The sequence below is a fragment of the Roseomonas sp. E05 genome, from assembly GCF_030063475.1.
Lineage (GTDB): Bacteria > Pseudomonadota > Alphaproteobacteria > Acetobacterales > Acetobacteraceae > Pseudoroseomonas.
Window position 1 is genome coordinate 64407 of sequence record NZ_JASIRT010000022.1, and the last position, 15571, is coordinate 79977.

The 15571-nt window shown below is 72.8% G+C and carries 18 protein-coding genes and 1 pseudogene; 10 read left to right on the top strand and 9 right to left on the bottom strand.

The annotated features are described in order from the left end of the window. Window positions 1-41 precede the first annotated feature (41 nt). From QMO56_RS18785 to QMO56_RS18810, 6 genes are all read right to left on the bottom strand, one after another. Window positions 42-1151: a glycosyltransferase family 4 protein gene (locus tag QMO56_RS18785; protein WP_283528246.1), complete on the bottom strand. Its 1110-nt coding sequence runs from the start codon at window positions 1149-1151 to the stop codon at window positions 42-44. Between the two features lie 129 nt (window positions 1152-1280). Then, window positions 1281-2924 carry a heparinase II/III family protein gene (locus QMO56_RS18790; protein WP_283528248.1) on the bottom strand — a complete coding sequence of 548 codons (1644 nt, stop codon included), beginning with the start codon at window positions 2922-2924 and terminating at the stop codon, window positions 1281-1283. After that, window positions 2924-3586, bottom strand: coding sequence for a ribulose-phosphate 3-epimerase (rpe, locus tag QMO56_RS18795; protein ID WP_283528250.1), 663 nt, complete (start codon window positions 3584-3586; stop codon window positions 2924-2926). Before rpe ends, QMO56_RS18790 begins: the two co-directional genes overlap by 1 nt. Window positions 3587-3909: 323 nt before the next feature. Continuing rightward, a complete protein-coding gene (locus tag QMO56_RS18800; RefSeq protein ID WP_283528252.1) occupies window positions 3910-5199 on the bottom strand; it encodes an RsmB/NOP family class I SAM-dependent RNA methyltransferase in 1290 nt (429 codons plus the stop codon). A 60-nt stretch (window positions 5200-5259) separates the two neighbouring features. Beyond that, on the bottom strand, window positions 5260-5787 hold the full coding sequence (locus tag QMO56_RS18805) for a chromate transporter (RefSeq protein ID WP_283528254.1): 528 nt from the start codon (window positions 5785-5787) through the stop codon (window positions 5260-5262). Continuing rightward, window positions 5787-6368 (bottom strand): chromate transporter, encoded by a 582-nt coding sequence (locus tag QMO56_RS18810; RefSeq protein WP_283528255.1) that lies wholly within the window; start codon window positions 6366-6368, stop codon window positions 5787-5789. Before QMO56_RS18810 ends, QMO56_RS18805 begins: the two co-directional genes overlap by 1 nt. A gap of 100 nt (window positions 6369-6468) precedes the next feature. Here QMO56_RS18810 and QMO56_RS18815 point away from each other — a divergent pair, with 100 nt between their 5' ends. The 3 genes from QMO56_RS18815 to QMO56_RS18825 all read left to right on the top strand — a co-directional run bounded on the left by QMO56_RS18815 (window position 6469) and on the right by QMO56_RS18825 (window position 9464). Further along, window positions 6469-8142 carry a glycosyltransferase family 39 protein gene (locus QMO56_RS18815; protein ID WP_283528256.1) on the top strand — a complete coding sequence of 558 codons (1674 nt, stop codon included), beginning with the start codon at window positions 6469-6471 and terminating at the stop codon, window positions 8140-8142. Further along, complete coding sequence (locus tag QMO56_RS18820; RefSeq protein WP_283528258.1) at window positions 8139-8744, top strand: DedA family protein; 606 nt, start codon at window positions 8139-8141, stop codon at window positions 8742-8744. The genes QMO56_RS18815 and QMO56_RS18820 overlap by 4 nt, the downstream gene beginning before the upstream one ends. Before the next feature lie 360 nt (window positions 8745-9104). Then, on the top strand, window positions 9105-9464 hold the full coding sequence (locus tag QMO56_RS18825) for a hypothetical protein (protein WP_283528260.1): 360 nt from the start codon (window positions 9105-9107) through the stop codon (window positions 9462-9464). Between the two features lie 184 nt (window positions 9465-9648). Here the strand turns inward: QMO56_RS18825 and QMO56_RS18830 are convergent, their stop codons facing one another. Next, complete coding sequence (locus tag QMO56_RS18830) at window positions 9649-9810, bottom strand: DUF1328 domain-containing protein (protein WP_160936091.1); 162 nt, start codon at window positions 9808-9810, stop codon at window positions 9649-9651. Window positions 9811-10086: 276 nt separating this feature from the next. Beyond that, complete coding sequence (locus tag QMO56_RS18835; protein WP_283528263.1) at window positions 10087-10812, bottom strand: response regulator; 726 nt, start codon at window positions 10810-10812, stop codon at window positions 10087-10089. 53 nt (window positions 10813-10865) lie between these two features. Here QMO56_RS18835 and QMO56_RS18840 point away from each other — a divergent pair, with 53 nt between their 5' ends. From QMO56_RS18840 to QMO56_RS18870, 7 genes are all read left to right on the top strand, one after another. After that, window positions 10866-11390 (top strand): sigma-70 family RNA polymerase sigma factor, encoded by a 525-nt coding sequence (locus QMO56_RS18840; protein WP_283528265.1) that lies wholly within the window; start codon window positions 10866-10868, stop codon window positions 11388-11390. Between the two features lie 168 nt (window positions 11391-11558). Further along, the gene (locus QMO56_RS18845; protein ID WP_283528283.1) at window positions 11559-12200 is read left to right on the top strand and encodes a sigma-70 family RNA polymerase sigma factor; all 642 of its coding nucleotides are present in this window, start codon (window positions 11559-11561) and stop codon (window positions 12198-12200) included. Beyond that, window positions 12200-12418 carry a NepR family anti-sigma factor gene (locus tag QMO56_RS18850; protein ID WP_283528267.1) on the top strand — a complete coding sequence of 73 codons (219 nt, stop codon included), beginning with the start codon at window positions 12200-12202 and terminating at the stop codon, window positions 12416-12418. The genes QMO56_RS18845 and QMO56_RS18850 overlap by 1 nt, the downstream gene beginning before the upstream one ends. A gap of 62 nt (window positions 12419-12480) precedes the next feature. Beyond that, entirely contained in the window at window positions 12481-14181 is a 1701-nt protein-coding gene (locus QMO56_RS18855) for a sensor histidine kinase (RefSeq protein WP_283528269.1), read from the top strand. An 89-nt stretch (window positions 14182-14270) separates the two neighbouring features. Next, window positions 14271-14462, top strand: a complete 192-nt coding sequence (locus QMO56_RS18860; protein WP_283528271.1) for a hypothetical protein — start codon at window positions 14271-14273, stop codon at window positions 14460-14462. 191 nt (window positions 14463-14653) lie between these two features. Next, window positions 14654-14920, top strand: a complete 267-nt coding sequence (locus QMO56_RS18865) for a hypothetical protein (protein WP_283528273.1) — start codon at window positions 14654-14656, stop codon at window positions 14918-14920. Between the two features lie 6 nt (window positions 14921-14926). Next, complete coding sequence (locus QMO56_RS18870; RefSeq protein ID WP_283528275.1) at window positions 14927-15340, top strand: hypothetical protein; 414 nt, start codon at window positions 14927-14929, stop codon at window positions 15338-15340. 135 nt (window positions 15341-15475) lie between these two features. Here the strand turns inward: QMO56_RS18870 and QMO56_RS18875 are convergent. Further along, window positions 15476-15571, bottom strand: a pseudogene (locus QMO56_RS18875) (IS5/IS1182 family transposase); the annotation flags it as partial.

The window sequence follows — 15571 nt, forward strand, 5'->3', positions numbered from 1 at the left end:
AGACGCAAAGGGACAACCGGGCCAGCGCAGGGGGGAAGCGGTTAGAGGCCCAGCAGATCGAGCGTCCGCCCGACCACGCGGGCCTCGTCGAACCGTTCCAGCGCCTGGGCGCGGCCGGCCGCGCCCAGGCGCGCGCGCAGGGCCGGGTCACCGGCCAGGCGATTGAGCGCGGCGGCCAGCGGCTCCACCGTTCCGGGCGGCACCAGGAAGCCGGTCTCGCCCTCCCGCACCTGCTCGCGCGGGCCGCGGGTATCGGTCGCCACGACCGGCAGGCCGGTCAGCATCGCCTCGATCACCGACATCGGCAGCCCCTCGAAATGGCTGGGCAGGCAGAAGACATCCGCCGCCGCGAGGATGCGCGCCACATCCTCGCGATAGCCCAGCCGCTTCAGGCGCGGACCGAGCAGCCGCTCCGCGCGGGCGAAGTCCTCCGCCATGTCGGGGCCGTGGTCGGTGGGCAGGCGCTCGCCCACCACCCAGAGCGTGGCGCCCGGCACCTGCTCCATCGCCCGCAGCAGCTCGGGATGGCCCTTGTGCCGCACCAGCCGCGAGACGATCACCACCACGCAATCCGCCTCGCCGGCGCCGAGCTCGGCGCGCAGGGCGGCGCGCGCCGCCGGGTCGGGATGGAAGCGCGCCGGGTCGCGCCCGTTGCCGATGCCGACCGCACCCCGTGCGATGCCGAGGCGCCGTGCATCCGCCGCCTCTTCCTCGCTGACCGTCAGGAACACGTCGGTCGCCCGGCCGCCGAGCCATTCCAGGCCGAACGACAGGCCCCGCCGCCACAGCGGGCCGGGCTGGTTGAACAGAAAGCCATGTCCCGTATAGGCAATGCGCGGCACGCCCGTGGCCTTCGCCGCCGCCCGCGCCAGCAGGCCCGAAATCGGCATATGCGCGTGCACCAGGTCGAACTTCTCCGCGCGGAACACCTCCACGAGGGCGCGGAAGGCGCGCGCCTGGGCGGCCGGGTTCAGGCTGCGCGCCATCGGCACGGGGAGAATGCGGAAACCCTCGGCACGGGGAAGATCGAGCAGCGGCCCTTCGGCGCAGATGCCCACCACCTCATGCCCACGCGCCCGTGCGCCGCGCATCAGCGGCAGTACGAAATGGCGCAGCGCGAAATCGACGTTGCAGACTTCGGCGATCTTCATCGGAGGCGATCCGGGAAAAGGCCGGGGGAAGGAATTCCCCCCGGACCCCCCATCTTTTTTCTGCCAGGGCCGGCGGACGCTGCCCGCCGGCGAAAGGATCAAGGCGCGGGATGCCCGAGCCCCGGCGCGCTATTCCTCACCCTTCACGGGGTTCGGCAGGTTCACCCGGCTGAGCGCCCACTGCACCGAAGGCGTGCCCGCCTCGGCCGTCAGCACCACCTGCGAGGTGCGGCGCGGCTCGCCGGCCATGAACACGCTCTCCTCCACCGAAAGCTTGGCCCGGCTGGCCCGCAGCCGCCAGCTCGCCCCGGAAGGCAGGCGCAGCAGCACCGCATTGTCCTCCTCCTGCAGGCTGGCCACCACGCTGGGGTGCAGGTGGAAGCGCACGGCATAGCCGGGCAGGTTCTCGCCTTCCACGGCATCCTCGCCGCGCAGGTCGTCACCCGATTCGGAAAGATAGAGCCGCCGCCGGTGCACCGCGCCGAAGCCGCGGCGATAGCCGTCATGGCTGGCATCCAGCCATTGCGCGCCGTTGGCCTCCTGCCGCTCGGCCTCCACCGTCTCGGGGCGGCGGCCGAGGCCGTCCTCGCGCAGTTCGCTGCTGTTGGTGTCGGCCAGCGTCAGGGTGGAATGCGCGGCGGTGGCGCGCAGCGCATCGCGCCACGGCCCCTCGGCGGCGGTGGCGGCGCCGCAATTGACGATCAGCCGGTCCCGCCCGACCGACATCTCGAAGGAAAGCGTGCCGGCATGGTGGAAGCGGTCCGCCTGGCGCGACAGGCCGGAGGGGCCCGGTGCCACGCGGCCCTCGGGCGGCGGGCCGCAGTCGATGATCACCAGCGTGCGCCCCGCCTGCAGCCGCTGGAAGCCGGCCTCGGCGAGGATCAGCGGGGCCCGGCCGCGCGCCTGGCCCTGGGTGAGCACCAGGTCCACCAGCGCGGCGCCCTCGTCGCGCGTGCCGTTGAACAGCGTCAGCCCGCCATCGCCGTGGCGGAACAGCCGCAGCGCCGGCGCCGCGCGGTCCAGCGCCAGGGAGAGGTGCGGCGGCGCCTCCAGCCCGGCGCCGTGGATCAGGTTGCGGATCTCGATCAGGTCCTGCACCGCCAGCAGGAGCTGGCCCGGGCTGCGCTCGACATGCGCGCCATCGGGCAGGATCTGCCGCTCGATCTCCTGCGGCAGCACGCGCAGGCAACGGGCGATCCAGCCGTCGTCGTTCAGCGCGATGGCGGCGGCGAGCGCGCCCTTCAGCGCCGCCAGCGCGCCGCGGTGGCGGCTTTCCACCGGCAGCGAGGCCACCAGCCCGCGCGCGTCCTGCGCCATCCGCACCATCAGCGCGTGGCGGAAGCCGTCCTCGGCGGTGGCGGCCAGGAAGTCCCAGTGGCCGAGCCAGGCGGAAAGCCGCGCGCCCGTCACCTCCGGCGCGGCGGCGATCGGCTCGGCCGCGCCATGCGCCAGCCAGTCGGCGGCGAGGTCGCGCGCGCGCAGCCGGGCGCCGTCGGTGCCCAGCGCCCGCAGGTCGCGCAGCCAGGCGAAGCCGTGCACGGCGGCGCGCCAGGTCGGTGAGCCGCTGCCCTCGCCCCAGCCCTGGCCGCCTCCCTCGACGGTGGTCAGCGGCCGGACGGTGCCGGCCACCTCGCACTCGCCGCGCAGCAGGCGATGGCCGCGGGTGGCATCACCCGGCCAGAGATCGCGGAAGGCGCGGGCGGGTGCCTCCGGCACCTTCACCGGCTTCAGCCCGGCCACCATGCGGCGGGCACCGCGCAGCCAGTCCGCCATCAGGCGCCATCCCCGCGCAGCGCGGCGATGGCGGCGGCATAGTCCGGCGCGCCGAACACCGCGGTGCCGGCCACCAGCACGTCGGCCCCTGCCTCGATGCAGCGCGGCGCCGTCCTGGCGGTCACGCCGCCATCCACCTGCAGGGCGATCTCCCGCCCCGTGGCGTCGATCATCCGCCGCAGCGTGGCGATCTTCGGCAGCTGGCTGTCGATGAAGCCCTGGCCGCCGAAGCCTGGGTTCACCGTCATCACCAGGATCAGGTCCAGCAGGTCCATCACATGCTCGATGGCGGCGACCGGCGTCGCCGGGTTGAGCACCACGCCGGGCGAGCAGCCCAGCGCGCGGATGCTCTGCAGCGAGCGGTGCAGGTGCGGCCCCGCCTCCGGGTGCAGGCTGATGCGCTGCGCTCCCGCCTCGGCGAAGGCCGGCAGATAGGGATCGGCGGGCGCGATCATGAGATGCACGTCGAAAGGCATGCGCGTGTGCTTGCGCAGCGCCTTCAGCACCGCAGGGCCGTAGCTGATGTTGGGCACGAAATGCCCGTCCATGATGTCGAGGTGCAGCCAGTCGGCACCGGCGGCCTCGACGGCGGCAACTTCCTCGCCAAGCCGCGCGAAATCGGCGGCCAGCAGGGACGGGGCGATTTTCACCGGACGTGTCACAGGAAACGTTATGCCTTCAGGGCCGGGAGGGGACAAGGCGCGAGAGAGGAAGAAGTCCAGAGGTTTACCCTCGGCGCCCTCCCGGAAGAAGCCGCGTTGTCACGGACCCTGCCGCCCGGCGGAAGAAGCCGGACGATCACAGAACGGCGATCCGGAGCAGTCTGCCAGGGCGGGCGCCGCTCTCCCCGGACCACGTCAACCTTTTCGCAGGGCAAAAACCCCGCCGCGCACCTGCCATGGGGCGGCCGCTGAAGGCGGGGTCTGGGGTGACACGGTCACCCCGGCGGGGGTTCCAAGGGGGCGGCGCCCCCTTGGCCACGGCTTCAGGCGGCGCGGAAGCGGGCCACGAAGAACCCGTCCATCCCCCCCTGCTCCGTCCAGAAGTCGGGCCGCGTGCGCAGCCACCCCTCCGGCGAGAGGGTCATTTCCAGTCCCGGCACTTCCTCCGGCCGGATCGGCTCGGGCACCAGCCCGGGGATACCGGCCGCCGCCTGCGCCTCGCCTTCCTCCCGCTGCAGCGAGCAGGTGGCGAAGACCAGCCGCCCGCCGGGGACCAGCAGCCGGGCGGAGGCCTCCAGCAGCCGCCGCTGCAGCCCGGCGAGGGTCGGGATGTCGCTGGCGCGCTTCAGGTGCGGTATGTCCGGGTGGCGGCGAATGGTGCCGGTGGCGCTGCAGGGCGCGTCCAGCAGCACGGCGTCGAAGCGCGTGCCGGGGCTCCATTCGGCGGCATCGGCCTGCACCAGCTCGGCCTCCAGCCGCAGCCGGGTCAGGTTTTCGCGCAGCCGGCCGAGGCGGTTGCCGTCGCGCTCCACCGCCACCACGCGGGCGCCGCTGGCGGCGAGCTGCGCCGTCTTGCCGCCCGGCGCGGCGCAGAGATCAGCCACCGCCATCCCGGAGGTGGCGCCGAGAAGGCGTGCCGGCAGGGCGGCGGCGGCGTCCTGCGCCCAGGCCTGGCCGGCGGCGAATTCCGGCAGCTCGGTGATGCGGGTGCCGGGCGGCAGGCGGGCGGTGCCGGTGGGCAGGCGCTCCGCCCCGGCCGGAGGCTCGGCGCCGGGCAGCAGCGAGAGGTCGAGCGGCGCCGGGGCACGGTGCGCGCGGGCGATGGCGCGCACCGCCGGCCCATAGGCGGCATGCCAGGCGGACCAGAGCCAGCCCGGCGTGTCCAGCCGCTCGCCGTCCAGCTCCTCCAGCGCGGCCGGCCCCTGCTCGGCCACCCGGCGCAGCACGGCGTTCACCAGCCCGGCGAAGGGGCGCGGCACCAGGTCCACGGCGCTGGCCACGGCGGCATGCGGCGGGGTGTCCAGCAGCAGCAGCTCGGCGGCGCCGATGCGCAGCGCCTGACGCACCTCGGGCGGCGGCTCGCGGCGCAGCAGCGGCTCCAGCACGGCGTCCAGGCTGCCCAGGCGGCGCAGCACCGCGGCGGCGATGCGGTGGGCGGCGGCGCGGTCCCGCGCCTCGGCCGGCGGCAGGGCGTCCAGCGCCTCCTCCAGGCCGCGGTGCCGCAGCAGCACGGCGTTCAGCAGCGCCAGCGCGGCGCTGCGGGTGGGGTTGCGCGGGCGCTGGGGGGCACCACGGGCGGCGTCGGGACGGGGGCGGCGGGCGGGCGGCTTCATCGCTGGCTGCTATGGGCCGGAATGTGCGGCGCTGTCGAGGGTTGCGCGACGCGGGGCTGCCTAGCCCAGCAGCAGCGCGAAGATCAGCCCGCCGGCGCCCAGCAGCAGGAAGGGGCTGACGCGGGTGAACATCAGCAGCGCGGTGGAAGCGGCCGCCACCGCCCAGGCCAGTACCCCGCCCTCGGCGGCGCGCAGCAGGGTGAAGCCGGCGGCCAGGATCATGCCGGCCGCCACCGGCGCCAGCCCCATCTCCACCGCCCGTGTCCAGGCCGCCCCGCGCGAGCGCCGCCACAGATGCGCGAGGCCGAAGACCAGCACCGAGGAGGGCGCGAAAAGGGCGAAGGAGGCCACCACCGCGCCCGGCCAGCCCGCCACCTGCCAGCCGACCATCGAGGAAAGCAGCGCGCCCGGCCCCGGCGTCATGCGCGAGAGGGCGAAGAGGTTCAGGAACTCGGCATCCGACATCCAGCCCTGCACCGGGACGACCTGGCGGTGGAGCTCGGAGATGATGCTCTGGCCGCCGCCCACGGTCAGGAAGGAGAGCGGCAGATGGATCAGCAGCAGGCGCAGCAGCGGGCTTTCGCTCATCACGCCCCCTGCCGCAGGCGCCAGGCGGACCAGGCAATGCTCACCGGCGCCATCGCCGCCACCACCCAGACCAGCGGCAGCCCCGCCTGGAAGATGGCCAGGAAGGTGATCGCCATCACGGCCACCGGCACCACCCCTTTGGCCGCCCGCCGGGCGGCGCGCAGCCCCATCTGCAGCGACAGGCCGAGCGCCGCCGCCGCCACGCCGGCGAGCAGCTTGTAAGCGAGCGGGCTCTGCAGCAGCGTGCCGGAGAGCGCCACCAGGGCGACGGCCACCACCATCGGCGGCACGATCATGCCGAGCGCGCCCATCAGCGCCCCCAGGCCGCCGCGCAGCCGGAAGCCGATCCAGATCGAGAGGTTCACCACGTTCACGCCGGGCAGCGCCTGCGCCAGAGCGAGGCCGCTGAGGAACTCGCCTTCGTCCATCCAGCGGCGGCGCTGGACGAATTCGCGCATCATCCAGCCGCTCAGCCCGCCGCCGAAGCTGGTCAGCCCGACGCGCGAGAAGGCCAGGAAGATCTCCAGGGCCGAAGGAGGCCGGACCTCCGTCCCGGCCGCCAATATCTCTCCATCCGCCATCCTCCGCGCCTCCCCCTCGGCCACGCCGCGCCGAACCAGCGTCGCATAACCCTTTTGCCGCTATACACCGCCGCCCAAAAGGCTTTACAGCCCGCCCGACATGCTGCCTGCCCTGCGCGACACACTTGACCGGCTGCCGGAGACCCGCTGGCCGCGTCTGTGGCTGACCCTGCTCTGCCTGGCGCTGTGGCTGCCAGGCTTCTTCACCCTTCCCCCGGGCGACCGCGACGAGAGCCGCTTCGCCCAGGCCAGCCGCCAGATGGTGGACAGCGGCGACTATGTCCGCATCCGCTTCGGCGCCGAGGAGCGCAACAAGAAGCCCGCCGGCATCTACTGGGCGCAGGCCGCCTCGGTGCAGGCGGTGGAGGCGCTCGGCCTCGGCCACCGCGGCGAGATCTGGCCCTACCGCATCCCCTCCCTGCTCGGCGCCTGGCTGGCGGTGCTGGCCACCTTCCACTGGGGGCGGTCGCTGGTGGGGCGGCGCGCCGCCTTCCTCGCCGCGGCGCTGCTTGCCTCCTCGATGGTGCTGGTGGTCGAGACGCATATCGCCAAGACCGACGCGGCGCTGCTCGCCACCGTCGCGGCGGCGATGGGGCTGCTCGGACGGGCCTATCTGGCCCCGGCCACCTTCACCGCCGCCCAGGCGGCGGGGTTCTGGGCGGTGCTCGGCGTCTCCATCCTCCTGAAAGGGCCGATCGGGCCGCTGGTGGCGCTGCTCACCACCATCACCCTGGTGGCGGCCGACCGTGGCGCTCCCTGGCTGCGCCGGCTTCGCCCGCTCTGGGGCCTGCCGCTGATGCTGGCGGTCGCGGCGCCCTGGTTCATCGCCATCGGCATCGCCACCGAGGGCCGCTTCTTCAGCGAGTCGGTGGGCGGCGACATGCTGGCCAAGGTCTCCTCCGGCGAGGAGGCGCATGGCGGGCCGCCCGGCTATTACCTGCTGCTCTTTCCGCTCACCGCCTTTCCCGCCGCCTTCCTGGCGCTGCGGGCGCTGCCCGCGGTCTGGCGCGACCGGCTGAACCCCGGCACGCGCTTCCTGCTGGCCTGGGCCGCCCCCTCCTGGCTGATGTTCGAGGCGGTGGCCACCAAGCTGCCGCACTATGTGCTGCCCGCCTTCCCCGCGGTGGTGCTGCTGGGCGCCGCCTGGGCGATGGACCCGCTGCGCCGCCCGGCGCCACGCTGGCTGGCCGGGCTCGGCGTGGCGCTGCTCGCCCTGGTGGCGGCGGCGCTCGGCATCGCCGCGGCGCTGCTGCCCTGGCTGGCCGACCACCGCATCGATCCGGTGGCGCTGCTCGCCCTGCCGGCGGCCGGGCTGCTGCTCTGGGGGACGCTCGGGGTGCTGCGCCGGCGCGGCATCGCCCAGGCCGGGCTCGCCGCCGCCATCCTGGCCGTGCCACTCTACGCGGTGGTGCTCGGCGGCGTGCTGCCGCGGCTGACGGCGCCCTGGATCGGCCCGCGGCTCGCCGAACTGCTGGCCGAGGCCGCCCCCTCCGGCGAGGTGCAGGGCCAGTTCGGCATCGTCGGCTACCACGAGCCCTCGCTGGTCTTTGCCACCGGGGCGGACACCGTCCTGCTGCGCGACGGCGCCGCGGCGGCGGAATTCCTGGTCGGTGCGCGGGGCCGTATCGTCGCCGTCAGCGACCGCGACATGGCGGCCTTCCGTGCCGCGCTGGAGCAGCGCGCGCTGGCGGTGCACAGCCTCGGCGCGGTGGAAGGCTACAACTATACACGCGGCCGGCGGTTAATCCTGCACGTTTTCCAGGGGGCGACATGATCGAGTGGATCACCCAGACCGTCGGCAGCGCGGGCGCGCCGGGCGTCTTTTTCCTGATGTTCCTGGAGAACCTGTTCCCGCCGATCCCCTCCGAGCTGATCATGCCGTTGGCCGGCTTCGCCGCCGCCGAGGGGCGGATGTCGCTGCTGACGGCGGTGCTGTCGGGCACGGCCGGCTCACTGCTCGGCAATGGGCTCTGGTACGAGGTGGCCCGCGCCGTCGGCAGCCGCCGCATCCGCCCGCTGGTGGACCGCCACGGCCGCTGGTTCGGCGTCTCCGGCCAGGACATGGACCGGGCGGAGCGCACGCTGCGGCGCTATGGGCCGGTGGCGCTGTTCTTCGGCCGCATGCTGCCGGCCATCCGCACCCTGATCTCGATTCCCGCCGGGCTGGTCGAGATCCCCCGGTACGTCTTCTATCTCTGGACCTGCATCGGCAGCGCACTCTGGGTCATGCTGCTGACCGGGGCCGGCTATCTGCTGCGCGAGCAGTACCGCAAGGTGGAGGCGTTCATCGAGCCGCTGAGCTATGTGGTGGTGGCAGGCCTTGTGGGTGCCTACCTCTGGCACCTGTGGCGCAGCCGGAAGGCGGCGCGCTGCTGAGGGCAGACTGCTGATGCCCAGCCTCGGGCAGCTCAGATCACGTTGAAGATGAGCAGCAGGATGATGATCGGAATGGGAAGGCCGAGCAGCCACAGCAGGATCGAACGCATTCTCTCTCTTCCCTCGCCGCACTCAGCCCGCACCGCCTGAGCCCAGCTCGGCGGCGGCGCCCCCCCCTAGGCGGGGGTGGATGCCGCCTTCAACGCCGGGATGGCCGCACCGGTTGCGCAACCCGCCCGATCCTCGCGAGCAGGATGGAAATCCGCGAGGGAGATGGAACCCGAGCTGAAGCGTGGCGTTGAAGCGCCTGCCCCCTGCTTCCGCTTGCGGGGCGGCAAGAAATAGAGAGGAGCCTCCCGAATGCGCCAGCGCACGATCCTTCCCGCCCTCGCGGTCTCCGCTGCCCTGCTGGGCCTGGCGGCCTGCAACAACGCCCCGCCGCCGGGCACCGAGGCCACCCGGGCCCTGGATCGCGCCGCCGGCACCAACACCTCGGGCGCCTACCCGTCCCAGTCCGACGGCACCGCCCGCAACCCCTCCGGCACCGAGGCCACCCGGGCCTTGGATCGCGCCGCCGGCACCAACACCTCGGGCGCCTATCCCTCGCAGTCCAACGGCACCCCGGGCAACCCGCCGGGCACCGAGGCCACCCGGACCCTGGATCGCGCCGCCGGCACCAACACCTCGGGCGCCTATCCGCAGAACAGCACGTCCCGCTGAGGTGGCAGGCCGGGGCGAAGCCCCGGCCATCCGCCGCCCTCCCGCTCCCATCCGGGCATGGCCCGCGGGCGGCAGGCTCCGAAGCCTGCCGCCCGCGGGCCATCTGCGTGCTTCATGGGAATGGGTCAGTCGGGCGCGGGCCTTCGCCCGCCGGCCGGCGCGAGGCCCGGCCGGCAGCGGAAGCTCAGGCCCAGCCGCGGCCGGCGATCAGCGAGACCAGGAACAGCACCAGGAAGATGACGAAAAGGATCTTGGCAATGCCGCTGGCGGCGGAGGCGACGCCGGTAAAGCCGAGCACGCCGGCCACGAGGGCAATGACAAGAAAGATGATGGTCCAGTAGAGCATGGGAAGCGATCCTTCCAATCAGGCTGTGGGGAGGCCAGCGCCAGGAGGGTCCCCGGGCGGGGGCCACCCTGGCTCAGGGCTGCCTGGCGCGGTTGGCCCGAACCGGAAGGCCGCGAGGGCGGCAGGCTGCGACGTCCGGCGCTCCGGTCTCGGCCCGGGCGCGAGCGCGGGCGGGAGGCAGGAGGCCGGTGCATGGCGTCGTTTCCCTTCGGTCAGGCCGGCCGGGAGGCCCGGAGCCAGCGCCGCCGAAGCAACGCCGTGCTTCAGCCGCCGGTTTCAGCCGATGGGCACGGTGGACGAGACGGCCTGATAGGTGGCGATCGCGAGCGCCAGCGGCTCGAAGGGCTTGCTGATGACGAAGGCGGGCTCGACCTGCTCGGCGGTCAGCAGCCGCTCGGGATAGGCGGTGACGAAGATCACCGGCACCTTCAGCTGCTCCTGGATGCGGTTGACGGCGATGATGCCATCCCCGCCCATGCCCAGATTCACATCGGCCAGGATCAGCCCGGGGTGACGCTCCCGCGCCAGCCGCACCGCCTGCACCTCGGAGGCCGCCACCCCGATCACGCGATGGCCGCAGGCCTCGACGAGCTGGCGCACGTCCATGGCGATGATCGGCTCGTCCTCGATCACCAGGATGTCGGTGGCCGCGGCGCTGCGCAGGGCCTCGCGCGCCTCGGCCAGTTCGGTCTCCGCCACGTCGAGCGGGACGCCGACGACCATGGCGGCATCCTGAACGGAAAGCTCCTCCAGCGCCGTCAGCAGCAGAAGCTGGCGGTGGCGGGCGGAAAGGTCGCTCCCGCTCGCCGGGACGGCGGGCGGCGGTGCCATCCGGGTGACGCCGGCATAGAGTGCGAGGCGCGGCGGCAATGAAGGCAGCCCCTCGCGCAGCGCCGCGGCCACCAGCCCGTCACCAGCGGCCTGGCTGCCGGTCAGCGCGCGGGCGTAGCGGCGGGCGTGCGGCAGGCATCGAAGCAGCTCGGCTTGCGTTACGGCGTTCATATCGTGGCCCTCGTCTCGGTCCTGTGATGCAGGAAGACCGCTATTGGAAGCTGATGGCAAATCACACTGACCCGATCCGCTCGCGCTTGGCCGGGCTGCTGCCGGACCTGCGCGCCTTCGCCCGCTTCCTGGCGCGCGACGCGGCGCTGGCGGACGATCTGGTGCAGGAGGCCGTGCTGCGGGCGCTGCGTGCGGAATCGCAATGGGACCCGGAAACCAGTCTGCGGGCATGGTTGTTTCGAATCCTGCGCAACGCCTTTCTCGAGCAGGTCAGGCGCCATGGCACGGAGCGCCGCGCGCTGGCCCGGATGCCGGCACCGGATGGTCCGCAGCCAGCCGCCCAGGAGGCGCAACACGCCGTCTCGGATCTGGCGCGGGCGTTGGAACTGCTGCCCCTGCCGCAGCGGGAGGCGCTGATTCTGGTGGGCGCACATGGCCTCTCACATGAGGAGGCCGCGGCGGTCTGCAATGTGCCAATCGGCACGGTGAAGGCCCGCGTGGCGCGGGCCCGCGCCGCACTGGCACGCGGCATGGTGCCCGTGGAACAGGAGGAAGGCGCGGGGCATGCCAGTGCGTAGGCGGCAGGAGGATAGGGCGGGGGCATGGATTGCGCCGGTCACAAAGACCCGCCGCACCAAAGGTTCCATACCGCTCTGGAATGGCTGCCATGCATTTTTCTGGAAGGCCCGATGCAACTGGCTTCTTCGCTCGTGCATTGGTGGGGCATGCAAGGCGAGCACAGCACGATGAATGACATGACCCTCACCGAGGCGAACTCCGCCGCCACCAGCACCCTCCCGAGCTTCCACGATCAGCTCGTCGCCATCCTGCCCCGTCTGCGGGTGCAGGCCGTGTCGATGACGCGCAACCGCGCCGACGCGGACGACCTGGTGCAGGCCGCAGTGAGCAATGCCCTCGCCGCGCAGCACAGCTTCACCCCCGGCACCAATTTCGGCGCCTGGATGTTTCGCATCCTGCGGAACCGGTTCCTTTCCGATATCCGCCGGCGCCGCGATACCTGCGACATGGACAACGCGCCGGCCGAGGCGCTGGCCCGTCCGGCCGCCCAGGAGGACAACCTGGCGCTGCGCGAGTTGCGCCGCCGCCTGACCGACCTGCCGCCCGACCATCGCACCGCCCTGATGCTCGTCACTGTTCAGGGCATGTCCTATGAGGAGGCCGCCGAGGCGATGGGCTGCGCCGTCGGCACCGCCAAGTGCCGCGTCTTCCGTGCCCGTCGCCAGCTCGAGGCTTGGCTGACGGGCGAGCCGCAGAGCGGCAAGCGCGGAACGGCACAGGCGCAGGCTGGCGAGGGCCGCCGCCGCAGTGGTACGCTGCGCAACGGAAGCTCCGCAAATATGCCGCGAGCCCTGCATGCGGGAAGCTGATGGACGAGCGAGCAGACAAGCGCATGTTGGCGGAACCGGCCGTCGAGGCGGCCCCTTCGCGTCCCGCGCGTGCCCGTAAGGGCACGCCCGATGCGGCTTTTGACCTTTGGCTCCAGCGTGGGCTGCACGCGATGTACGATGACGTCGCGCGTGAGCCCATCCCGGAGGAACTTCTTCGGCTGATTGAGCAGGATCGGGCGCAGGACCCCAAGAAATGACCCCAGCGGCGCGGCCGCATAGGCCCGCCTTGCGCCAGGTGCTTCGCGGGGTCCGCGGCCGCATGTTCCTTCTCCTGCTGGTCGCCAGCGTGCCAGTCGTCGGCATCGCCAGTGCGAACGCCATCCTGGGCTACGAATCCGAACTCGCCTCCGGCCGCCGCACCGCCACCATCCTGGGCGATGTTGCCGCGGCCCGTCATGGCGCCACCATCGACACTCTGCAGCAGACGCTGACAGGGCTCGCACGCCGGCCGGGCCTGCTTGCCGCCAGCGCCGCCGGTTGCCTGCCGGTCGTCCGGGCGCTGCTGTCCCTGTATTCCGACCGCTATGCGAATTTCTCGGTCCTGAACGACGAGGGCCGGCTGCTTTGCAGCGCCCAGCCGGCTCCGGCCGGACGCTCCCTCCAGCAGGAGGACTATTTCCAGCGGGCCGTGGCGGAGCGAAAATTCGTCCTGACCCCCTTCCGCCGCGACATGGCCGGTGAATCCGTCATCACCGGCGCCGTCCCGCTGATTGCAGATGGCGCCGTGCGGGGCGTGGTCGCCGGCAGTCTGCTGCTGGACCATTTCGTCCGCGACGAGGCCCGCAGCCAGGAGCGCGCGGCGCAACGGACCTGGCTGGTGGATCGTGGCGGTGTCCCGCTGCCGCTCACCAAGGCCGCCTCCCTCGACCTGCCGCCGCCGGCCGTGCTGCAGCGGCTGATCCAGCAGCCCGGTGCCGTGACGCTGGAGGCGCGTGCCCAGGGCGGCGCCGAATTCGCCTATGCTTCCACCCCTCTGGCGCCGGGGCTGCGGCTGCTGGTGGGCCTGCCCACCGGCGAGATCCGCAGCGCCGCCAACGCCGTGCTGCTGCGCCGGGCCTTCGAGTTGGCCACCTTCCTGCTGGCCTGCCTGGTGGTCATCGTGCTGGGAGCCGATCTCGCCATCGCCCGGCCGCTGCGGCTGCTGGCGGCGCGGGTGCGGCAATGGCGTCCCGGCGCCCCCTTCCGCAGCCAGCCCCTGCAGGGCGAGCCGGACGAGGTGCGCTCGCTGGAGCGGGCGGTGGCCGACGCGGCACAGGCGATCAGCGCCCGGGAGGAAGAGCTGCGCAACGCCCTGCGGCAGCGCGACCTGCTGATGGCCGAGATCCACCACCGCGTGAAGAACAACCTGCAGATCGTCGCCTCGCTGCTGAACCTGCAGGCCGGCCGGCTGCGCGATGCGCGCGCCAAGGCGGAGTTCATCACCGCGCGCGACCGCGTCCAGGCGCTGGCGACGCTGCACCGCCACCTCTACACCAACCAGACCTTCGAGATGATCGCGCTGCGGCCCTTCCTGGAGGAGCTGGGGCAGCAGCTCTTCGCCGCGCTGGGCGAGCGGCCCGGCCAGCGCATTGCCCTGGTGGTGGAGGCGGACGATCTGGAGATCGTCACCGACCAGGCCGTCTCGCTGGCGCTGCTGGTGACGGAGACGGTCACCAACGCCATCAAGCATGGCTTTCCGGACGCCCGCAGCGGCACCGTGACGGTGACGGTGCATGCCGAGGGCGAGGGCGTGACCCTGACCGTGCGGGATGACGGCCTTGGCATGAAGCTGGACGACGAGGAGGCCGGCCAGGGCATCGGCCTGACGCTGATCCGCGGCTTCGCCCAGCATCTCGGCGGCGAGATCGAGATCCGCGGCGAGGGCGGCACCGAGCTGGTGCTGCGCTTCACCCTGCGCCGGCGGGAGGCCGAGCCCGCGAACACGGAGCACATGGCGGCGAACGACGGAGCCGCCGGCTGAGCCTTTTCCCCTCCGAAGGATCCTGGGCAGGCGCGCAACCCGGAACTTGGCCGTGCGTTGTCGCGGCGGAGAGAGAGAAGGAATTTCCGATGCGCAAGCTGTTCCTGGCCACCCTGCCCGTCCTGACGCTGCTCGGTCCGCTGGCCGCCTGCAGCGAGGGGCCGGCGGAGCGGAGCGGCGAGAAGATCGACCGCGCCGGGCAGAATCTGCGCGACGCGGTGGATCCGCCGAGCGGCCCGGGCGAGCGGATGGGGCGCAGCATCGACCGCACCCTGAACTGAACGGGCTGGCCGGCGCATCCCTCGGCAGGGCATTCTGACCCCACCGGGCGTGACATCCGGACGGCCGAAGGCCAGAACTTCTCCCAGCGCCGGCGCGCGCCGGGAGAATCCCGACCGTCCGCCCCGCCCGGTCCGCGTGCCCGGGCAGGGCAGCTTTCAAGGCCGCGCCGCATTCGTGCAGGAGGATCCGCATGAGCCGTTACCCGTCCGTCGATCTGGGCTCCATCGAGGAGCGCATCGCCGACCTGCGCCGCAAGGTCGAGACGCTGATGAGCGAGCAGGTGACCCCCGCCGTCTCCCGCGCCTCCGGCCGCGCCCAGCATCTGGCGCAGGAGATGAGCACCACCACCCGCCGCGAGGCCGAGCAGGCCCTGGGCGTGGTGCGCGAGCGGCCGATCGCCACCATCCTCGTCGCCATGGGGGTGGGCTACCTCCTCGCCCGTCTGCTGCGGCGCTGAGGCGCGATGCGCGCGTTCCGTCTGGCCGCCGCCGCCCTGGAGGCGGAGCGCGTCCTGCTGGGCCTGCAGGCGCGCCGCCTGGTTGGGCGTGCCGTGCTCGGCGCCATTGCCGCCATCCTGCTCTGCGCCGCCTTCACGATGGCCCATGTGCTGATCTGGTTCGCGCTGGACGGCTGGGGTCCGCTGGCGCGCGCGGCCTGGCTCACCAGCGGCGACCTGGTGCTGGCCCTGATCCTGCTCATGCTGGCGCTGCGTGACCGGCCCAGCCCGCAGGAGATCGAGACGCGGCTGCTGCGCGACACGGCGATGGCGCAGGCGCGCGCCAGCGTCGGGCTGCTGCCGCTGCTCGGTGGCGTCGCCCGCTCCTCCTGGATCGGCCTCCTGATCGGCATGTTGCGCCGCCGCCGCGCCCCGCACTGAGGGGGGAAGGCCCGGACCTCCGGGTGCTCCCTCCGGTGGCCGCCATGGCCGGCGGAGGAGGCGCCCGCCAGAGCATCTTCACCCGTTCCGATGATGCCATCGGAACGGGATCTGCTCTAGGCGGTGGTGACGATTTCAGCGGAGTAGGATGGCGATTGAGGCGAGCAGAACGAAGCCGCGGAAGTTGGCGAGGAGCTTGTCGTAGCGGGTTGCGACGCGACGGAACTGCTT

Excerpts from the sequence above, each read along its gene's own strand:
- QMO56_RS18785 (WP_283528246.1), bottom strand. The coding sequence starts at position 1,151 with ATGAAGATCGCCGAAGTCTGCAACGTCGATTTCGCGCTGCGCCATTTC.
- QMO56_RS18790 (WP_283528248.1), bottom strand. The coding sequence starts at position 2,924 with ATGGCGGACTGGCTGCGCGGTGCCCGCCGCATGGTGGCCGGGCTGAAG.
- QMO56_RS18800 (WP_283528252.1), bottom strand. The coding sequence starts at position 5,199 with ATGAAGCCGCCCGCCCGCCGCCCCCGTCCCGACGCCGCCCGTGGTGCC.
- QMO56_RS18805 (WP_283528254.1), bottom strand. The coding sequence starts at position 5,787 with ATGAGCGAAAGCCCGCTGCTGCGCCTGCTGCTGATCCATCTGCCGCTC.
- QMO56_RS18810 (WP_283528255.1), bottom strand. The coding sequence starts at position 6,368 with ATGGCGGATGGAGAGATATTGGCGGCCGGGACGGAGGTCCGGCCTCCT.
- QMO56_RS18815 (WP_283528256.1), top strand. The coding sequence starts at position 6,469 with ATGCTGCCTGCCCTGCGCGACACACTTGACCGGCTGCCGGAGACCCGC.
- QMO56_RS18820 (WP_283528258.1), top strand. The coding sequence starts at position 8,139 with ATGATCGAGTGGATCACCCAGACCGTCGGCAGCGCGGGCGCGCCGGGC.
- QMO56_RS18825 (WP_283528260.1), top strand. The coding sequence starts at position 9,105 with ATGCGCCAGCGCACGATCCTTCCCGCCCTCGCGGTCTCCGCTGCCCTG.
- QMO56_RS18830 (WP_160936091.1), bottom strand. The coding sequence starts at position 9,810 with ATGCTCTACTGGACCATCATCTTTCTTGTCATTGCCCTCGTGGCCGGC.
- QMO56_RS18835 (WP_283528263.1), bottom strand. The coding sequence starts at position 10,812 with ATGAACGCCGTAACGCAAGCCGAGCTGCTTCGATGCCTGCCGCACGCC.
- QMO56_RS18840 (WP_283528265.1), top strand. The coding sequence starts at position 10,866 with ATGGCAAATCACACTGACCCGATCCGCTCGCGCTTGGCCGGGCTGCTG.
- QMO56_RS18845 (WP_283528283.1), top strand. The coding sequence starts at position 11,559 with ATGAATGACATGACCCTCACCGAGGCGAACTCCGCCGCCACCAGCACC.
- QMO56_RS18850 (WP_283528267.1), top strand. The coding sequence starts at position 12,200 with ATGGACGAGCGAGCAGACAAGCGCATGTTGGCGGAACCGGCCGTCGAG.
- QMO56_RS18855 (WP_283528269.1), top strand. The coding sequence starts at position 12,481 with ATGTTCCTTCTCCTGCTGGTCGCCAGCGTGCCAGTCGTCGGCATCGCC.
- QMO56_RS18860 (WP_283528271.1), top strand. The coding sequence starts at position 14,271 with ATGCGCAAGCTGTTCCTGGCCACCCTGCCCGTCCTGACGCTGCTCGGT.
- QMO56_RS18865 (WP_283528273.1), top strand. The coding sequence starts at position 14,654 with ATGAGCCGTTACCCGTCCGTCGATCTGGGCTCCATCGAGGAGCGCATC.
- QMO56_RS18870 (WP_283528275.1), top strand. The coding sequence starts at position 14,927 with ATGCGCGCGTTCCGTCTGGCCGCCGCCGCCCTGGAGGCGGAGCGCGTC.